At 55.7% G+C, this 19,644-nt stretch carries 17 protein-coding genes; 8 read left to right on the plus strand and 9 right to left on the minus strand.

Going from position 1 to position 19,644, the window contains the following annotated elements; genetic code table 11:
- Positions 1 to 21 precede the first annotated feature (21 nt).
- The gene (locus tag B212_RS0105905) at positions 22 to 1,959 is read right to left on the minus strand and encodes an NAD(+) synthase (RefSeq protein WP_019909551.1); all 1,938 of its coding nucleotides are present in this window, start codon (positions 1,957 to 1,959) and stop codon (positions 22 to 24) included.
- 136 nt (positions 1,960 to 2,095) lie between these two features.
- On the opposite strand from B212_RS0105905, the gene B212_RS0105910 reads away from it, so the two are divergent.
- From B212_RS0105910 to B212_RS0105920, 3 genes are all read left to right on the plus strand, one after another.
- Positions 2,096 to 3,136 (plus strand): LacI family DNA-binding transcriptional regulator, encoded by a 1,041-nt coding sequence (locus B212_RS0105910; RefSeq protein ID WP_019909553.1) that lies wholly within the window; start codon positions 2,096 to 2,098, stop codon positions 3,134 to 3,136.
- 239 nt (positions 3,137 to 3,375) lie between these two features.
- Positions 3,376 to 6,612: an alpha-mannosidase gene (locus B212_RS0105915; protein ID WP_019909554.1), complete on the plus strand. Its 3,237-nt coding sequence runs from the start codon at positions 3,376 to 3,378 to the stop codon at positions 6,610 to 6,612.
- An 80-nt stretch (positions 6,613 to 6,692) separates the two neighbouring features.
- On the plus strand, positions 6,693 to 7,037 hold the full coding sequence (locus tag B212_RS0105920) for a hypothetical protein (RefSeq protein ID WP_156830073.1): 345 nt from the start codon (positions 6,693 to 6,695) through the stop codon (positions 7,035 to 7,037).
- A 186-nt stretch (positions 7,038 to 7,223) separates the two neighbouring features.
- Here the strand turns inward: B212_RS0105920 and B212_RS0105925 are convergent, their stop codons facing one another.
- The 7 genes from B212_RS0105925 to B212_RS0105960 form a co-directional block, all read right to left on the minus strand.
- Positions 7,224 to 8,066 (minus strand): sugar phosphate isomerase/epimerase family protein, encoded by an 843-nt coding sequence (locus B212_RS0105925; RefSeq protein ID WP_019909556.1) that lies wholly within the window; start codon positions 8,064 to 8,066, stop codon positions 7,224 to 7,226.
- Between the two features lie 160 nt (positions 8,067 to 8,226).
- On the minus strand, positions 8,227 to 8,913 hold the full coding sequence (locus B212_RS0105930; RefSeq protein ID WP_019909557.1) for a rhamnogalacturonan acetylesterase: 687 nt from the start codon (positions 8,911 to 8,913) through the stop codon (positions 8,227 to 8,229).
- A 75-nt stretch (positions 8,914 to 8,988) separates the two neighbouring features.
- Positions 8,989 to 10,392: a glucuronate isomerase gene (uxaC, locus tag B212_RS0105935; RefSeq protein ID WP_019909558.1), complete on the minus strand. Its 1,404-nt coding sequence runs from the start codon at positions 10,390 to 10,392 to the stop codon at positions 8,989 to 8,991.
- A 32-nt stretch (positions 10,393 to 10,424) separates the two neighbouring features.
- Positions 10,425 to 11,912, minus strand: a complete 1,488-nt coding sequence (locus B212_RS0105940; protein WP_019909559.1) for a UxaA family hydrolase — start codon at positions 11,910 to 11,912, stop codon at positions 10,425 to 10,427.
- A 23-nt stretch (positions 11,913 to 11,935) separates the two neighbouring features.
- A complete protein-coding gene (locus tag B212_RS0105945) occupies positions 11,936 to 13,348 on the minus strand; it encodes a tagaturonate reductase (RefSeq protein WP_019909560.1) in 1,413 nt (470 codons plus the stop codon).
- A gap of 130 nt (positions 13,349 to 13,478) precedes the next feature.
- Positions 13,479 to 14,474: a LacI family DNA-binding transcriptional regulator gene (locus tag B212_RS0105950; RefSeq protein ID WP_019909561.1), complete on the minus strand. Its 996-nt coding sequence runs from the start codon at positions 14,472 to 14,474 to the stop codon at positions 13,479 to 13,481.
- A 684-nt stretch (positions 14,475 to 15,158) separates the two neighbouring features.
- A complete protein-coding gene (locus tag B212_RS0105960) occupies positions 15,159 to 15,377 on the minus strand; it encodes a hypothetical protein (protein WP_019909564.1) in 219 nt (72 codons plus the stop codon).
- A gap of 162 nt (positions 15,378 to 15,539) precedes the next feature.
- Between B212_RS0105960 and B212_RS34350 the strand changes: the two genes are divergently transcribed.
- From B212_RS34350 to B212_RS0105980, 4 genes are all read left to right on the plus strand, one after another.
- Complete coding sequence (locus tag B212_RS34350) at positions 15,540 to 15,695, plus strand: hypothetical protein (protein WP_019909565.1); 156 nt, start codon at positions 15,540 to 15,542, stop codon at positions 15,693 to 15,695.
- 122 nt (positions 15,696 to 15,817) lie between these two features.
- Positions 15,818 to 16,939: a hypothetical protein gene (locus B212_RS0105970; protein ID WP_019909566.1), complete on the plus strand. Its 1,122-nt coding sequence runs from the start codon at positions 15,818 to 15,820 to the stop codon at positions 16,937 to 16,939.
- 17 nt (positions 16,940 to 16,956) lie between these two features.
- Positions 16,957 to 17,493, plus strand: coding sequence for a GNAT family N-acetyltransferase (locus B212_RS0105975; RefSeq protein WP_019909567.1), 537 nt, complete (start codon positions 16,957 to 16,959; stop codon positions 17,491 to 17,493).
- Positions 17,490 to 18,044, plus strand: coding sequence for a hypothetical protein (locus B212_RS0105980; protein ID WP_019909568.1), 555 nt, complete (start codon positions 17,490 to 17,492; stop codon positions 18,042 to 18,044). Before B212_RS0105975 ends, B212_RS0105980 begins: the two co-directional genes overlap by 4 nt.
- Before the next feature lie 52 nt (positions 18,045 to 18,096).
- Here B212_RS0105980 and B212_RS0105985 read toward each other — a convergent pair whose 3' ends face one another.
- Positions 18,097 to 18,642: a hypothetical protein gene (locus B212_RS0105985; RefSeq protein WP_019909569.1), complete on the minus strand. Its 546-nt coding sequence runs from the start codon at positions 18,640 to 18,642 to the stop codon at positions 18,097 to 18,099.
- 291 nt (positions 18,643 to 18,933) lie between these two features.
- On the opposite strand from B212_RS0105985, the gene rnhA reads away from it, so the two are divergent.
- Entirely contained in the window at positions 18,934 to 19,599 is a 666-nt protein-coding gene (gene rnhA / locus B212_RS0105990; protein WP_019909570.1) for a ribonuclease H, read from the plus strand.
- The last annotated feature ends 45 nt before the right edge of the window (positions 19,600 to 19,644 follow it).

A 19,644-nucleotide genomic window follows, 5' to 3' on the forward strand; every position in this document is an offset into this window, starting at 1 on the left:
GTTGGGCAGGCAGGCTTGTGCTTATAATGCCTCCGCTTCGCGCAGCCAAAGGGCAGCGGAGGCATCGCTTGGCATGCGCCAGTCGCCGCGCGGCGAGAGGCTGACCGTACCAACCTTAGGACCGTCCGGCAGACAGGAACGCTTGAACTGCTGGGTGAAGAAACGTTTGATGAATACGCGCAGCCAGTCTGTAAGCTGCTCTTTGGTATAGGTGTCGCCAAAGGCATGACGCGCGAGATAGAATATCTTCGCTGGCGAAGCGCCGGTCCGCAGCATGTAATACAGGAAGAAATCATGCACGACATAAGGCCCGAGTATATCCTCTGTAAGCTGGACGATCTCTCCGGTGGCGGAAGGCGGCAGAAGCTCCGGGCTGATTCCTGTGTCGATGATGCTGTACAGCAGCTTATTCACCGTATCGTCCGCTTCGTTGTCGGCATACCAGGCGACGACATATTGAATCAGTGTCTTCGGAATCCCCGAATTGACGGCGTACATGGACATATGGTCTCCGTTATAGGTGCACCATCCGAGTGCAAGCTCCGACAGATCGCCGGTGCCAACGACGATGCCGCCGTTCTTGTTGGCCAGATCCATCAGGATCTGTGTGCGTTCCCGGGCCTGAACATTCTCATAGGTCAGGTCGTGAACGTCCTTGTCATGGCCGATGTCCTCGAAATGCTGCAGACAGGAAGCCTTAATGTCCACAACCTTGAGCGAGGCCCCAAGCGCGTTGATGAGTCCTACGGCATTGTCGTAGGTGCGGTTTGTCGTGCCGAAGCCGGGCATGGTCACAGCCAGCACATCGCTGGCCGGACGGCCCAGCAGCTCCATTGCCCGTACGGCGACCAGCAGCGCCAGCGTTGAATCGAGACCGCCGGAAATGCCGATTACGGCCTGCTTGGTGCCGATGTGGCGGATACGCTTCATCAGGCCGGAGGTCTGAATCGAGAGAATCTCCCGGCAGCGCTCGTCGCGCTGCTGCGGGTTCCCGGGAACAAACGGGTTCACCGCCATGCTGCGGATCAGTTCCCGGTCACTATGCTTGCCGGCGGGAGGGGCGTACAGCACCTCGCGGTAATTCCGGCCGCCCTTGCCGGCCCGGAATGTGCCCATCACCGTGCGGGAATACTGGATTCTCGGCACGTCAATGTCGGCAACGATGATCCGGCTCTCATGGGTGAAGCGTTCGGATTCGGCGAGCATTTGTCCATTCTCGGCGATCAGCGAGTGCCCGCCGAACACGACATCGGTGGTGGATTCGCCGGTATTGCAGCCGGCGTAGACATAGCCGGCCACGCAGGAAGCGGATTGGCTGGAGACAAGCTGGCGGCGGTAATCCGCTTTGCCTACCAGCTCATTGCTGGCAGAGGGGTTGAACAGCAGCGTGGCTCCGGCCTGGGCCAGCAGGCTGCTCGGAGGAACAGGCACCCAGAGATCCTCACAGATTTCCACGCCGAAGGACAAATTGCCGTCTCCCTCACTGGTGAAGATCAGGTCATTGCCGATGGGAACGGCAGCTCCGTCTATGCGCAGCTCCGTTACTTCAAGCTCCTCGGCTCCGGCAAACCAGCGGGGCTCGTAGAATTCGCTGTATCCCGGGATGCAGGTCTTCACCACCAGGCCCAGGATATTGCCGTGCTGCATTACGGCTGCGCAATTGAACAGCCGGCTCTTGACCGAGACAGGCAGCCCGGCGATGACGATCAGGTCGCGCCCTTTTGTGGCTGCGGAGATTTTGAGCAGCGCCTCCATGGCGGCCGCCTGCAGCGTGGGCTGAAGGAATAAATCGGCGCAGGTATAGCCGGTTATGCAGAGCTCAGGCAGGACCAGATATTCGACCTGCTTCTTATCCGCTTGTGTGATGACCTCAATGATTTGTTCTGCATTAAATGCGCAGTCGGCAACCCGCAGTTCAGGGGAAGCGGCGGCAACTCTCGCAAATCCGAAATTCTGCATTTGTTTCACCTATCCTTTGTATGAATGACACGTACTATTAATTGTACCCATGATTTGGTACTGGTAACAAGTCCATGTCCGCAATTCTACTATACACCTGAAATAACACGTGTTATACTCTTGCCGAGGTGCTGCTATGAGCAAAAAAAGAGTAACCAGCCACGACGTAGCCAGGCTTGCAGGCGTGTCCCGCAGCGTGGTTTCTGCCGTGCTGAATGATACGCCGGGCATCGGCGTCAGCGCGGAGACCCGCGAGAACGTGCTGGCGGCGATCCGGGAGCTGAACTATCATGTGGATGCCCAGGCGCGCAGCATGAAGACCGGCCGCAGCATGAGCCTGGCGGCGTTCGGGGATACCCGGCATCCGCTGTTCATGCGGCTGCTGGAGGGTATGCAGAGTGAATGTGAGGCGCATGGCTATCACATTCTGCTCTGCTCGCCGGGCCACAGGCCGGACGGCGAGGCCAGAGAGGAGCTGGTGGATCTGTACCACCAGCGGAAGATTGACGGAATCGTGACGCTGGACAGCACCAGCTATCACGATGAGGTATGGGCCGCCAAGGTTAGCGATGCGGGGGTTCCCTATGTCTCCGTCGAAGGGTATGCCGAGACGGAGGGGGTCTGCTCTGTGCTGGCCGATTACAAAGGCAGTGTGCAGCTTGCGCTTGATTATTTGATGCGCGAAGGCGCTCTGCAACTGCAGGCTCCCCTGTATGCCGAGGTGTATCATGACGGTGTCCGAAGCTGGGCCGAACGGACGCGCCGGGATGCCTACACCGGCTGGTGCAGCGAACGGGGCATGAGCCCGTTCTCGTTCCGCCTTCCCGAACGGAAAGGACGGGTGAAATGGGAGGAGTGGCTCATGAAGCTTACGGATATCAGCAAGCCCGCCCCGCCGCTTCTGGTGAACTGGTCAAGCGGCATCCCGGATTTGTACCGGGCCGCGCACAAGCTGGGTCTGCGCATCGGCGAAGACCTGCGGGTGATGGCGGCGGACAATACAATTCAGGGGCACCGGCTGAGCCTGCCGTCGCTGAGCTGTGTGGAGATTCCTTATGTGGGCATGGGAGAAGAGGCGGTCCGCCGCGTATTGAAGCAAATAGACGGCAGCACGGCGGAAGAGGCTGCCGGGACAATCTGGCTGCCCGCCGTCCTAAGGGCGGGAGAAAGCGCGTAAGCGCTTTTGAAGGGCAGCAACGCTCCAACGAATACTTGAAGGCGACACTCCGTATCGCTGCTTCGGAAGCATTGGCTCCTCTCAAGGACGGCAACCGTTTTTACTTGTCGGCGGGAAGCGGGATTATGTATTGCGTTATATCTCATATATTTCTGACAGAAGCGGCTCCGTCTGCTGAAGAGACGGAGGAGCCCTTTTGCCAGTGTATATAACACGTGTTATATAAGGAGGACGAAGGAATGTTCTGGACTGAGGAGAAGCTGGCTGCAAGGCTTCGTGAGCTGGAAGGGTACCGTTACCGCGGGCTAACCGGGCTGAATGATTGGCTGATGGTGGAGGACAAGGAGGGAGCGAACGGGGAGTATCCGCAACCGCTCGCCGGAGACCACAGGCTGCGGCTGGGGGATTACTGGACCGGAAGAGATGTCTATCTCTGGCTGCAGAGAACGGTTGAAGTGCCTGCTGAATGGAAAGGGAGACGTGTGGTGGGGCTTTTTGATTTTGGCCGAACCGGCGGCGGCAACAATAGCGGGTTCGAGTCGCTGCTGTTTGTGGACGGCAAGCCTTATCAGGGGGTGGATTCCAACCACCGGGAGGTTTTTCTGGAGGAGGATGCGGCTGGACAGGAGCTGGATTTCACCTTCCGCTTATGGTCGGGGCTGGAGGGCGGTGGCCTCCCGGTTCCCCAGGAGCACCGGATGATCCGGGCGGAGCTGGCCTGGCTGGATGAGGCGGCGGATAATTTGTATTTTACGGGCCGGGCGGCTCTGGCTGCTTACAGGCAGCTTGCGGACAATCAGCCGGAGAAGCAGGAGCTGCTGCTTGCGCTCAACCGGGCATTTAACAGGCTGGACTGGTCGAAGCCGGGCAGCGGAGATTTCTACAGCTCCGTTCAAGAGGCGGAGTCGCTGCTGCTGGAGCAGCTTGCACTGCTGGAGCGTAAGCATCCTGTTACCGTAACCGCTATCGGTCACACGCATATCGACGTTGCCTGGCTGTGGCGACTTGCCCATACCCGGGAAAAAGCGGCGCGTTCCTTCTCCACCGTGCTCCGGCTGATGAAGCAGTTCCCGGAATATGTTTTTTTGCAAACCCAGCCGCAGCTATATGCCTACATCAAGGAGGATTATCCGGCCATCTATGACGAAATCCGCAAGCGGGTTCAGGAAGGGCGCTGGGAAGCCGGAGGTGCGATGTGGCTGGAGGCGGACTGCAATCTGACAAGCGGGGAGTCGCTGGTGCGTCAGATTCTGTACGGGACGAAGTTTTTCCGGGAGGAGTTCGGCGTGGAGTGCCGCTATTTGTGGCTGCCGGATGTGTTCGGCTATAGCTGGGCGCTGCCGCAGATTTTGCGCAAATCGGGAATTGATACATTCATGACTACAAAAATCAGTTGGAGCCAGTACAACCGGATGCCCCATGATACGTTCCGCTGGAGAGGCATTGACGGCAGCGAAGTGCTCACCCACTTCATCACCACGCCCGAAGCGCCTGATTCCACTGCCTGGTATTATACCTACAATGGTCTGATTGAGGCCTTTTCCGTACAGGGAATCTGGGATCAGTACCGGGACAAGAGCCTGAACCGCGAGCTGCTGCTCTCTTACGGATACGGCGACGGGGGAGGCGGGGTTAACCGGGAAATGCTTGAAATGCGCCGCAGGCTGGACCGGATGCCGGGCATTCCAAATGTGCAAACAGGCCGGGCAGATGAGTATTTCGAGCGTCTAAATGATACCGTCAAGAATACCGACCAGTATGTTCATACTTGGGATGGGGAGCTGTACCTGGAATACCACCGGGGCACGTATACCAGCCAGGCTTATAACAAACGGATGAACCGGAAGCTGGAGCTGCTATACCGTGAGGCGGAATGGCTGCAGATGCTGCTGGCAGCGGAAACGGGCAGCCTCGGCGATTATCCTGTGAAATCACTGAAGGAGGGCTGGCAGATCATTCTGCGCAATCAATTCCACGATATTATCCCCGGCTCCTCCATCCGCGAGGTGTATGAGGATTCGCGGCTGGAGTATGCAGAAGCGGAGCGGCTCGGCAGAGCGGCGATAGAGGGGGCTGCGAAGGTGCTGGCTAAGCAAGTCGGGCAGATGGAACAGGTGGAGCAGTCAGCTTCGCCGCTGGGCACGGACTTCACTGTATTTAACAGTGCCTTCTTTGAGCGGACAGAGCTGGCAGCAGTCCCTTATGATGCACCAGACGGAGATGTCGTATGGACTGCTGCGGACGGCACAAGGCTTCCGGCCCAGCGTGTCGGCGAGGAGTGGCTGATTGAGGTTCCTAATGTTCCAATGCTGGGCAGCACGGTAATCACTTCCAGGCCTGCCGCTGGAGCGGCTGCTCTCGCGGATTCAGCTACGGCCAGCGGCAGGGCAACGGGGGAAGAGGTTGCCTTGATAGCAGACGGTCCGGTTCCGTTCGAGTGGCAGGATTCCCGGCTTACTACGCCATTTTATGTGCTGGAATGGAACGGGGCGGGGCAGCTCAGCCGGATCTATGACCGCCAGGAACAGCGGGAAGTGCTGGCAACGGGCGAGTACGGGAATGTGCTGCAGGTCTTTGAGGATAAGCCGAAGATGTTCGATGCCTGGGATATTGATCTGTATTATCAGGAGAAAAAGCGGGAAATCAAAGGCCTCCGCTCCGTGGAATTGACGAATTGCGGCGAGCTGGCGGCGGTGCTGAAATTCACCTGGAATTATATGGACTCCTCTATTATCCAGCAGGTCAAGGTATATGCCGCAAGCCGCCGGATCGACTTCGAGACACTGGTCGATTGGCATGAGCAGCATCAGCTTTTGAAGGTCGCTTTTCCAGTGGCGGTGCGGGCAACAGAGGCTACCTACGACATCCAGTTCGGCAACGTCAGACGGCCGACCCACTGGAATACGAGCTGGGATTATGCCCGGTTCGAGAGTGTGGGCCATCAATGGGCGGATTTATCGGAGCGGGGCTATGGCGTGAGTCTGCTGAACGATTGTAAGTACGGCTATGATATTAAGGATCATGTAATGCGGCTGTCGCTGATCAAATCGGCCACCGAGCCGGACTGGCAGGCGGATCAAGGGGAGCACCGGTTCACCTATGCCCTGCTGCCGCATAAGGGGGACTGGGCAGCGGCCGGTACGGTGCATGAGGCCTGGTCGCTGAATAATCCGCTGGGTGCGGTTAAGGGCGGCTATCACGCCGGAGCCGGTAAATCCCTCTTCAAGACGGATGCCGCAGGGGTCGCCATTGATGCAGTCAAAATGGCGGAGAACGGCGATGGCTGCATTGTCCGTATGCATGAATACACGGGAGCCCGCAGCACCGTAACGCTCGGCAGCAACTATCCGGTGCATTCCTGGCAGGAATGCGATCTGCTGGAGCGGCCGGTTGACGAAGCCAAACCGGGCTCATCGGTTACATTTGAGATGAAGCCTTATGAAATCAGCACCTTTATAGTTCGATTCTCCGTTTAAGCCGGGGAGAATGGTAGGGCAATCGCTTACGAAATGAACTAAAAACAGGGAAAACAAGGAAAACCGTAAGTTAGGCTGGTGTGATCAGAAATAACTGCAGAAATGCTGTTGTTAGAGCAAGATCGGGTGGTCCGGTCAGAGAAAACGGCAAAAATGCCGTTATTGGAGCAAGAACTGGCCGTACGGTCAGAAATAACGGCAGAAATGCCGTTGTTGGAGCAAGATCTGGCAGTACGGTCAGAAAAAACGGCAGAAATGCCGTTGTTAGAGCAAAATCTGGCAGTACGGTCAGAAATAACGGCAAAAATGCCGTTGTTGGAGCAAGATCGGGTAGTCCGATCAGAAATAACGGCAAAAATGCCCTTGTTGAAGTGAGGAGGGGGAAGTGGGGAAATTCCACCTCAGGTACCTGGAAAATAAGGTAAATGCCTCCCAAACCATTTATTGCTGAAACTTTGAGCGCAAGGGTTCAAAAATAATCCGTAAGCGATTGCCCTGGGAAGAATGGAGCAATTATTGCAGAACAGGCATCCCTTTCCGCTGAGAAAAGGGATGCCTGTTTGCCGATGCAGCTATTCAGCCAGCAGTGCTTGCTGTGTCCTGAGAATTTATTAGACTTCCTCGTACAGCCGCCGCAGAAAATCTACACTATTCTGTACATGCTCCTCAGGCGTAGACTCCAGTATGCCCTGAATATGCGGACGCTTATATTTCATGTAATGGAGCAGCGGCGCAAAGTGTAGTTGCCCCTGGCCGGCAGGAACAATGATGATCTTACCGTCGCTGACGGTGAAATCCTTCAGATGCAGGACGGCAATCCGGTCGCCAAGCAGCTCCAGCGCTTCCGCAATAATGGCATCCTGCTGCAGATAATTGTCGGCGGTCATAAGGTTAGCACAGTCGAGAATGATCTGCAGATTATTGGAGGGCACCAGCGTGAGCAGCCGATGTGCGAGCTGCGCAGTATAGAGCGGGTGATTTGTACCCGCTTCTATACCCACCGTCACTCCGAAGCGCTCAGCTTCCTCCACCATAGCTTTTACCGAGACGACAACCTGCTGGAAGGCCTCTTCCGTGAAATTATCCGGCGTGTAGCCCATCTGCATGCTGCCCGTTTCAGTTCCGACAAGACTTGCGCCGAAGTCGCGGGCCAAGCGGAGATGGGTGCTGAATGCGTTCAGTGCCAGTGCTCTTTTGCCGGAATCGGGGTCGATGATATTGACGTAGCAGCCAAGGACTGCAATACGGATTCCGGCCTGGCGGAAGGCTTCACCATAATAGGCAGCCGTTCCGGGGCTCAGCGCGGATAGCGCGGGAACACTCCCGGGAAATGACTTTTGTACAGCAAGCTGAATATGGGGAAAATGATACCGCTTAAGCTTGAAGATCAGCTCCTGCAAGGGCAACTGCCCAAAATCATGGGCGCGGATGCCCAAATGAAGCGGAGCGGTCATGACAATACCTCCTTATTGTTCAATATACGATCTCTTATTTCCGTAAAATACAAAATCCGCAGGCTGGAAAGCTTGCGGATTTTGATCTTCAAGGCCCTCGCCGCTTGCGGGTGGAGAGAGCTTTACATGCGCGGGAGGCTGCCTTCATCTGTGTTCCAGGTTATTCGCACAAATGTTCGCTCAAGCCGCGCAGCTCCGCAGACTGACGAATTGCATCTGCGACCAGAGCGGCTACGCGGGCAGCGCCTTCCTTGCTGAAGTGGGTATCATCCGTGATGCCCTGCGGATAGTTGGGATGCCCGTTCTCGGGCAGATGCATGAATAGCTGCCGTGAGCCTTCTTCTCCCAGCAAGCGGTATAGCTGCTGGGAGGAGGCGAAGATCTCCAGCAGCGGCGTACCGGTGTCCGCAGCAACTTTGCGCATCACCTCCGGGTACAGTCCGACCGCGAGCGGGTCCGGCTCGCCGCAGGGCGTGAAGCGGCGGCGGCTGACGGAGGTCAGCAGTACAGGGAAGCCGCCGCCGCTGCGGGCGAAATTGACGAACGTCAGCAGATTGCGGCGGTAATCTGTATCCGGCTCGGTATAACGGGCCGGGTCTTCCTTCTTCTGATCGTTATGTCCAAACTGGATCAGCAGGAAGTCGCCGGGCCGGAAGTCCTTCCCGATGTCGTCCAGGCGGCCTTCCGCCAGGTAGGACCGGGTGCTGCGCCCATTAATGGCGCGGTTATCCACGGTAATCGCAGAGCTGAAATGCTGCTGGAGGTATTCCCCCCAGCCGGTCATCGGCTTCTCGCCCGCCCCTTTCTGGGCAGCGGTCGAGTCACCGGCGATAAACAGCGTAGGCATCCTCCGGCTCCTCTCTGCTTGTTGTAGATGTGCGGCCAGTGTTTGTCCGCTTTGTCTGCTTCCATGTCATTATGCTCATCTGCCGGAGGCAAAGCCGAAATAGCCAGCGGCATTGTTGTAGGAGATATCCTCCACCAGTTGCCCCAGCAGCGCCGGATCATCCGGCGCTTCGCCGCGTCCCGCCAGCTCGCCGATCCACTCACAGAGTACGCGGCGGAAATACTCATGGCGCGTGTAGGACAGGAAGCTGCGCGAGTCGGTCAGCATGCCGACGAAGTTGCCCAGCAGGCTGTTGTCCGCCAGCAGGGTCAACTGGCGGCGCATTCCGTCGCGGGTATCGTTGTACCACCAGCCGGAGCCGAGCTGCAGCTTGCCTGCGGTGTCCTTTTGATAGCAGCCCATCAAGGCAAGCAGGGCCGGATAATCGCCCGGATTAAGCGAGTAGAGGATGGTCTTCGGCAAGCCCTTGCCGCATTCGGCCCGGTCCAGCAGCTTCGAGAGCGCTTCGGTCAGCGGCAGATCGTTCAGGCCGTCATATCCGGTATCCGGTCCCAGCCGCCGGAACATCGGCGTGTTATTGTTGCGATAGGCGTGCAGGTGAAGCTGCATGGTCCAGTTCTTATCATGGTACATTCCAATCAGCGCGGACAGCAGCTCTGTGCGGTAGACGGTAATCTGCTCCGGCGTTAACACAGCGCCCTGCAGGCGTATGGCGAAGATGTGCTCCACCTCGACGAAGTCAGCCGCAGCCTGATACCGAAGCACATCCAGCGCATGGTCGGACAGGCGGCAGCCATTGTCGTGGAAGAATTCCACACGGCTGCGGAGAGCCTCAACCAGCTCCGCATAAGTGGTAACCGGCTGTCCGGCTGCTGCCGCAAGACGCTCCAGATAAGCACCGAAGCCTTCGGCGCCGATATTCAGCGCCCTGTCGGGACGGAATGTAGGGAAGACCTGAAAGGCCTGCTCCGACTCCTTCAGCAGCCGGTGATATTCCAGTGCATCCGCCGGATCATCGGTGGTGCAGACGATTTTAACATTGGAATTCCTTATGAGGCTCCGCCGGGTATAGGCTGGTTCAGCGAGCTTGCGGTTAACCTCCTCCCAGATGGCAGGGGCGGAAGCTTCGTTCAGCGGCTCGGAAATGCCGAAGAAACGGCGCAGCTCCAGGTGGGTCCAGCTATAGAGCGGGTTGCCGACAGCTTTGGGAAGCGTGCGTGCCCAGGCCAGAAATTTGTCATAATCGGAGGCGTCTCCGGTAATATGGGATTCAGGAACCCCGTTCGCGCGCATGAGCCGCCACTTGTAATGGTCTCCGGCGAGCCAGGCTTCGGTCAGGTTGCGGAATGCCTTATCTTCATAAATTTCCTTCGGGTCGAGGTGGCAGTGGTAATCAATAATCGGCATAGCTTTGGCATGATTACGGTAGAGAAGCTGCGCCGTTTGACTGGTTAGCAGAAAATTATCATCTAAAAACATCGTAAGTCTCCCTTTACTTCAATTTAAAAGAATTAGAGCGTAACTCCGTTCTTGAAAATAGCCAGCTCACGGACCTCGTTTTGCTCATTGCGCGTCTTTTCGCCGCTGGCCACATGGATGATGTAATTGATAAATTCCTCAAGCACCTCCGCCATCGGGCGCTCCAGCAGCGGACCGGCATTGAAATCCATCCAATGCCCCTTTTTGGCAAAAAGATCATTGTTGGTCGCGATCTTCACCGTCGGCACAAAGCTCCCGAACGGTGTTCCCCGGCCAGTGGTGAAGAGCACAAGCTGGCAGTCCGAAGCAGCGAGGGCGGAGGCTGCCACCAGATCATTGCCCGGAGCCTGCAGCAGGCTGAGGCCTTTGCGGCGCAGCTTCACGCCGTATTGCAGCACATCTACGACAGGCGAGCTGCCGGCCTTTTGCGTGCAGCCCAGTGATTTGTCCTCCAGAGTGCTGATCCCGCCGGCCTTGTTGCCGGGGGAAGGGTTCTCATACACCGGCTCGCCGTAGGAAAGGAAGTATTGCTTGAAATTATTGATCAGAGAGACGATGTCCTCATAGACCTCGCGGTTCTCGGCACGGGCCATCAGCACCTTCTCTGCGCCGAACATTTCAGGGACCTCGGTCAATACGGAGGTTCCTCCCTGCGAGATAATAAAATCGGAGAAGGCGCCCAGCAGCGGATTGGCCGTGATGCCGGAGAAGCCGTCGGAGCCGCCGCATTTCAGGCCGATGTTGAGCTCGCTGAGCGGAACCGGCTCGCGGACATCGTTCTTCGCTGCCTCATACAGCTCTTCCAGCAGCGCGCGGCCTGCTTCCACCTCGTTGCCCACCTCCTGGGCGACGAGGAATTTGATCCGTCTCTTGTCATAGTCGCCCAGCATGCTGCGGAATTCGGAGACAATATTGTTCTCGCAGCCGAGGCCAAAGACGAGCACGCCTCCGGCGTTGGGATGATTCACGGCATCCAGCAGAATGCTGCGGGTCATGCGGTGATCATCACCGAGCTGCGAGCAGCCGTAAGGATGCTTCAGCACGGTGAGGTTGTCGAAGCCGCCAAGGTCGGGGTGCTCGGCCTTGAATTCCTGCAGCATTTGCTCGGCGATGCCGTTCACACAGCCCACCGTGGGGATGATGAACAGATCGTTGCGGATGCCGGTCTTGCCGTTTGACCTGCGGTAGCCCTGAAAGGTGAGACCGCGCTGCGGATAAGTAACCGGATGAAGCTCGGGAAGGTACTCATACTCCTCTTCGCCGGCCAGATTCGTCTTGATATTGTGGGTATGGACCCAGTCACCGGCCTGAATCGCAGCCGTGGCATGGCCGATGGGATATCCGTATTTTGTAACGACATCCCCTTCGGCAAAAGCAGTCAAGGCGATTTTATGGCCCTGCGGAATATCCTGTACAGCCTCAAGACTTAGCTCTTCGAAGACAATCCGCTCACCGGAGGAAATGGGGCGAAGCGCAACGGCTACCGTATCCCGGGGATTCATTTTCATTAATCGTTTCATGCTGTCCCTCCTAAAAGTATGTTTTAACTCACGAACTGCTCCAGCGCAGCGCGGCTGTCAGAGCCTTCCAGCTCTTGCAGCTTGCTGTTCACCGCTTCTGTAAGTCCAGGCACCTGATTCAGGTCCTGCCCCCACAGGCTGTCTTCCTTCAGAATCGCTGCTGTAAAGGCGGACGGATTGCTCCAGGCCTGATCAAAAACAGCCAGCACCTCCGGGCTGTCCTGACGTTTCACGCGGTCTCCCCGGTAGCTGCGCAGCAGAGCGGCGAAGGACAGGGTGATCAGCGGCGGCAGTTGCCCGCGCTCCTGCTGATACCGGAGCAGAACAGGGAGCAGCCGGGTTTTGAATTTGGAGATGCTGTTCAGGGAGATGGAGGCCAGCTCGTGGCGGATATAAGGATTCTTGAACCGCTCCAGCACAGCGCTGGAATAGGACAGCAGCTCCTCCTTGGGCAGATCCAGCATCGGAAGCAGCTCCTCTTCCATCAGCCCGCGCACATAACGGTAGAAGGTTTCGTCATTCATTACATCCTCCACCGTTTCCAGACCCGCCATCATCGCCAGCGGAACCATCGCCGTATGCGGGCCGTTCAGCAGATGCACCTTCCGCTCGCGGTAAGGCGTCATATCGTCCGTAACAACCACGTTTAGCCCCGCCTTCGCCAGCGGCAGCCGCTCTGCTATCCATGAAGGCCCTTCAATAACCCAGAAAAGAAACGGCTCTGCGGTCACCATCAGCTTGTCGAGATAGCCCAGCTCGGCTTCCAGCTCAGCAGCCTTGTCACGCGGGTATCCGGGAACAATGCGGTCAACCAGACTGCAGCAGAAGGTGTTCTCCGCATCCAGCCACTGGAGGAAATCTCCGCCAAGATTCCAGTCTGCGGCGTATTGCCGCACAATCTCCTTCAGCTTCTCGCCGTTGCGGTCAATCAGCTCGCAGGGAATGATCACGAAGCCTTTTTTGCCCAGTTCAAAACGCCGGTAGAGCAGGGAGGTCAGCTTGCCGGGGAAGCTTTTAGGCGGCGCATCCTGAAGCCGGTCTCCGGGGTGATAGGCAATGCCCGCTTCAGTGGTATTGGAGGTGATGAACTCCAGCTCGTCATTTTCAGCCAGTGCCAGGTATTCCTCATACTCGCTGTACGGATTGATCACCCGGCTGACACTTGTGATAATCTCCCGGGAGTTGACCGGCTGCTGTCCCATAATGCCGCTCAGCAGCACCGTATACAGATTGTCCTGCTCGGCCATCAGAGCACCGAGTCCTTCTCCGATGGGCACGACCACAACCGCGCTTCCGTTATACAGCCCTTGCTTGTTCATTTGCTGGAGCTGCCAGTCAATAAAGGCACGCATGAAATTCCCTTCACCGAATTGGATCATCCGTGCAGGATACTGCGGCAGTTCGGGCATTGCGCTTCTGGATAAACGTTGTGTCATAAGCGTTCATTAATCTCCTTTATGATGGTTTTGATAATTGCACACGTGAACATTTTTTGAAAAAAAAGAGAGCGCCTGAGACTGAGCTAAGCTCAGTCTCTGCGGCGATGCACTCAGCGCCGCCCGCCGTCTATACTTCTCCCACAGTCTGGCGGGTGACAAGCGAGGTCTTCACGAATAGTTGCTGCGGTGTGCTCTCCGGGTGCAGGAGCAACTGAATCAGCATTTTGGTGCCCAGCTCGCTGATCTCGGCAATTGGCTTACGGACCGTTGTCAGGGCGGGGTTCGTATAACGCGCAAACATGATGTCGTCAAAGCCGATCAGAGAAATCTGCTGCGGAACGTCAACTTTATGGGCATAGCAGGCGTTCATCGCGCCGATCGCCATGTCGTCATTGGAGCAGAACACCGCTGTCGGCGGTTCACCCAGTGCGATCAATGCGGCCATTGCGGCATATCCGCTCTCAATACTGTAATCCCCCTGCACAAAATAATCGGAATTCAGCGGAAGCCGCTTCGCGATCAGGCTGTCCATAAAACCTTGCTTGCGTTCGCTTGACGACTTGAAGCCGGGTTTGCCTTCAATAATCGCAAATTTCTGATGTCCCTGACTAATGGCATAATCCATCGCTTCCTTCACGCCTTCGCGGTCATTCGCCACCACGTTCATAATGCCCGGGTCCTCCAACTGGCGGTTCAGCACCACGAGCGGGATGCCCATCGTCTTGACGTGATAGATGAAGGCGTTGTCCTCGTCGCTCTGGCTCATGACCAGAATGCCGTCAAAGCGCTGCGGCTGAATATTGCCGAAATTGTGGACGCCGTCGATCCCGTTCACGGTGAGGTTGTAGTTCTCATCCAGGACATGGCTGATGCCCTTGATCGCATCGACGACGAAGCTGGATGAGGTCCCCTGCTCAATGCTGGAGAAGAACAGCCCGATGGTGAAGGACCGTTTGGTGACCAGACTTTTGGCGCTGTAATTCGGCACATAGTTCATTTCTGCGGCGATTTTCTCAATTTTGTCCCGGGTGACCTTCTTGATCAGCGGACTGCCGTTCAGCGCTCTGGACACCGTTGTATGGGAGACGCCGACGACGCGGGCAATATCTTTGATGGTGATCATAACATCTCTCCGGAAAAATGGAATTGTTAACGATTTCAGTGTACGTCCTCCACACAGTCAAGTCAAGAAATTATTCAAATGCACACGTGAAAATTTTATGGCGAAAAGCTGCCCTCAAATCTCCTCAGGGAACAGCTAACCGCACATCCATGCACCTTTGAGGCGCTTTCTGGCACAAAGAGCTTTATCCACGCCCAAAAACCCGCTGAAGCGGGCAATGGATAGTTTGAAGTTCCAGAAGCAGGAAATGGGGAAGATAGGCGGAATATACTTTTAGTAGAGCTAGTACAGCATCAATTCTGAATCTGTGGCGTAGGACGCAGCCTTTGGGGTTCGGGGAGGGAGGAATTCGTCGTATCTATCCTCCTGATTCTTGCGGACCGGAAAGCCCTTATTTTTCCGAAAGGGATAAATCTGGCCAAGGAACGGACCGTAAGGCGCTTATCGCCTCTTTGGCAGGTGAATTTGAGGTACTTGTCCGCCCGTAAAGGCGCTGGGGTCCGTTCACTTGCGGAAAAATGTCTTCCAGCGGAAATAAGTGCGACTCAGTCCGTTACAAACGTGTAGCTGCTTCCGATCCGAAGATGATTCTCCGCCGGGCCTGATACGCCTGCACCGTAATCTCTACGCTCCAATCCGTCCGGCATATCGTTTGAACTCCAGCATATAGAGTCTGACGATCTGCTAGGCTCTGTTATGCTGGAACTTTGTGATTTCCCGGTCATAGTGGGAGACACTGCCGTCAAATCTTTTGAGCCGCACGTAGTCCTCGGCAAATTTCTCAACAATTCCGGTGCCAACCTGGGAGTACATACCATCGGGGTCAAGCTGCAGCGCGGACACAAAGGTTTGCGAAAGGGCAGCGACAAAAAAATCAACATTTTTGACAAGAGTCTGCGGCATAGCTGAATTCCTCCGTTCTGTTAGCTTTAGCGCTTCAACGTGACCTGAGCTCAAAGCTTTTTACCTATTTTACGACAGCCTTTGTATTTTGAAAACAAGAATAATTTGCAGAATGTGTGAAAATAACGCTTGAATTTGCAAACGAAGGGAGTGTTGACCTCATTGAGACCTGCAAAAAGAACGCTCGCTATCATACTGGCAGTTCTGGCTGTACTAATCGTGCTTACCCCCATAGTGTACGTGCAGGCCGCAAAAATCGTCTACGCGCACAGGGTGACCGCCTATCTGAAGCACCTTGTTCCCCTTGATCCCTACTGATTCGGACGATACTTGTCGAATATGACATAAGGCTGTCCGGTTATCTGTGTTATGATTTCTTGGTTACACTTGAGAATAGCAGCACGGCAAATCAGACTAGCGTCGGTCAGGAGGAGAATGGCATGGCGGAACCGCTAAAAGCAATATACAATGAAGATTTTTTGCGCAGCTTCGGCAGCAAGCTTAAGTCCGCATACAAGGAGTTTGAGCTGGAGGGCTTCGTCGCTGCGGCGTTGAAGGACCCTTGGGAGGAGCTGGAGCTTAAAGGCCGGATGCGGCGGGTTACGGAGACGATGGGCGCTTTTTTGCCTCAGAGCTATGAGGATGCTATAAAAATACTATTTGCAATAGATGAGGAATGTGTCGGATTTCCTTACCTGATTTTTCCGGATTTCGTTGAGGTATTCGGAGGGGACAGAGAGCACTGGGACCTGTCAATGGCAGCGCTGGAGCGGTTCACGCCCAAATCGTCGGCGGAATTCGCCGTCCGGCCGTTTCTGCTGCGTGATCCGCAGCGGATGATGGTCCAAATGCTGAGCTGGTCGCAGCATCCAAATGAGCATGTGCGGCGGCTGTCCAGTGAAGGCTGCCGTCCCCGCCTGCCCTGGGCCCAGGCACTGCCGGTGTTCAAGCGCGATCCGTCGCCCGTATTGCCGGTGCTGGAGCAGCTTAAGGCCGACCCGTCACTATATGTCCGCAAAAGCGTAGCCAACAACCTGAACGACATCGCCAAGGATCATCCTGAGGTCGTGATTGCGACTGCCCGGCGCTGGCAGGGTCAGAGTGCGCATACCGACTGGATTATCCGGCATGGCTGCCGCACGCTGATCCGTAAAGCGGACCCTGCTGTAATGGCTCTGTTTGGCTATGCCGAACAGGCGGACGATACCCCGCTGGCGGTTAGTGCAGCCCTCTTCGTTGAGCCTTCCGTGCTGCGGATCGGCGGCAGCAGTGAGCTGGCTTACGCCCTTACCATCCGCGAGGGGGAAGCGGTTCGTATCCGCATTGAATACGGAATTGATTTTGTGAAGGCTGGGGGCAAGACCTCCCGCAAGCTGTTCCTGCTGTCCGACAAAACCGTTCCCGGCGGGACCCGCCTGACCGGGAAACGTATCCACAGTTGGGCGGACCTGACCACCCGCCGCCATTATGCGGGCAGTCATACGATTTCTCTGCTGGTCAATGGACGCGAAACGGCAACAGCGGTACTTGAGCTTGAGCCGCCTGATGATCTGGCTGAATGAATCCTGGAGGTAGAAGAATGTTTCCAATCCTTGAGACTGACCGGCTTACATTGAGAGAGCTTACCGCAGCAGATTCCGAAGGCATCTTTGCCTGCTTCTCCGATCAGGAGGTCATGCGCTATTACGGGCAGGCACCTCTGAGGACGATGGATGAGGCAGCGGAGTTCATTGATTTCTTCGCGGGAAGCTACCGTGACCGCAGAGGCATCCGCTGGGGAATTGAAAGCAAAGACAGCCGGGAATTAATAGGCACAATCGGGTTCAACGCCTGGTCGCCGAAGCATAAACGTGCGGAAATCGGCTACGAGCTGAATCGGCAGCATTGGCGGAAGGGGTACATGGGAGAAGCGGCAGCAAGAGTAGTAGCCTATGGCTTTGAAGCGCTGGAGCTGACCCGCATCGGTGCGGTGGTCTTTACCGGGAACGAAGCGTCAGCAGCGCTGCTGACGAAGCTTGGCTTTGAACACGAAGGCCTCTTGAGAAGTTATATGGTACAGGATGACGTATCTTATGATACGAATATGTACTCGGTGGTGAAGGGGAAATTACAGTGAAAATAACCGGAGCCTTCATAAGAGCTTTAATTCTGCTGTCGCTGCTAATTATCCTGGTGCTTGCGGGCTGCGAAGGGGCTAAGAAGTCAAGCCCTATTTCCACAACAGCCACGCCTGCCGTTGCCATGCCGGAGCAAAAGCCGGCGGATTTCGCCTTTTCTGTCCGCTATGGCGTTACCGCGAAGAATGAGATCAATACCTTCAATGGCACGGTAACAAAGGATCTGGTCTCTAGTGGAACTGCAACGGCAAATTTGAAGCTGACGGACGCTGAAATGACCGATATTTACAACCGGATGCGTGAACTGAACGTACTGGGAGAGCTGAAGCTGGAGGTTGAGGACAAAGCTTGCGCCCAGGTACCCTATGTGGAAGAGCATTGGCTGATTCAAATCAACGGGGAGCAGCGTCCGCTCGATTGGAGTGAAGAGCACTGTCAGATCCCTTCGGATGCCCGGAAGCTGAAGGAACTGCGGAATGTTATTGTTGAGCTGGTCACAAGCAGATCAGAGTACCAAGCCCTGCCTGAAGCGGTGGGCGGATATGAGTGAACAGTCAAAAGCGGATCTCCACCAACTCAAGGAGGTCCGCTTTTTTGTGCTTCTATTTCTTCACTTCAGTCACACCCGTTACTTTTCCCTGGTCAGCCGCGCTGTAGGTGGCCTGGTATTTTGCATCCGAAAAATATACGTTGCCCTGAATCGTTGCATTCACGACTTTGAAGCCGTTTGCTTCCACGTATACGTCGCCGACAAAGGTGCCGCCCTGAATCTGGGCATTTTCGCTTTTGATGGTGATTTTGGGAGCGGTCAGAGTAAAGGAGCTGGTGATATTGTGATCCGCATCCTGGGTGTACAGGGCGATTTTGCGTGCCGGCTTATCCTTATGGATGAACTGGCCGTCTAAGACAAGCTCCTCCGTGAAGGTCAAATCCTTCAGGGTCGCGGCAATCCAGGTACCATCCTTGCTGATCGCCTTCTTGAAATCCTCTCCGTTATCGACTACGGAAGCCGATGTAACCGCATCGGGAGCAGCAGTAGCGTTGCCGGCGGCTCCATTGTTCACGGCTGCATTGTTATTGGCTGCGTTCCCGCATCCAACGAGCAGAGTCAGAAGGAATACTGCAGCCAGCGCTGCAAGCTTTCTCATGTGAATAACCTCCTTAGGCAGGATTACATATTTCGCCAGTCAAATTTACCAGCCGTTCTATAAATGATAAAATAAGCCCGGACAGAAGCTTGGTTTTGGCGGAAGCAGAGGGCTGAATTTCGGACATGACCCGGCAAAGCTATGGGAATATTATGAGCCTGTAACCGCCTAATTATCCGTGAAATTCCGGCACACCGGATACGGGCTAACTATTATTGCTTCTATATAAGCGCAGTTTGGATTACAATATTCTTCTGAATAGTTCATTGTCGATGAAAGGAGCTTGTACCCTTGGCTAAGCAGAAATATTATGTGGTATGGGAAGGCAAGACGCCGGGAGTCTACGGCACGTGGGCGGAATGCCAGGCGCAGACAGACCACTATACCGGAGCAAAATATAAATCTTACGAATCCAAAGCCGCTGCGGAGGCCGCCTATAAGGCTGGCTGGAAGGGCAACTGGGGAACTGGAGCCGCCGCTTCAGGAGCGGCGAAGAGCAAGCCTTCAGGCGGAGCTTTTAAGCGCAGCGCATCTGTGGAAACCTCGGCGGAGATTGAATATGACAGCATTTCGGTAGATGTGGGGACACGGGGAAATCCGGGACCGGTGGAGTATAAGGGGGTGGATACGCAGACGGGAGAACTTATTTTTTCCTGCGGCCCTATTAAGAAAGGCACCAATAATCTCGGGGAGTTTCTGGCTATCGTCCATGCGCTGGCCCATCTTAAGAAAGAGGGCAGCAGCCGAACGGTCTACAGTGATTCCGTGAATGCGCTCAAATGGGTCAAGCAGAAGAAGGTGGCTACAACCCTGCCGCGCGATGCTTCGACAGAGGAAATATGGACGCTGATTGACCGTGCGGAGCGGTGGCTGCAGAGTAATACATATGACAACAAGCTGCTGAAATGGCAGACCAAAGAGTGGGGAGAGATCAAGGCGGACTACGGCCGGAAATAAACGGCAGGATGCAAGATAATATCGCAGTCATCAGGCAATGATGAA

The organism is Paenibacillus sp. HW567 (genome assembly GCF_000374185.1).
GTDB lineage: Bacteria > Bacillota > Bacilli > Paenibacillales > Paenibacillaceae > Paenibacillus_AQ.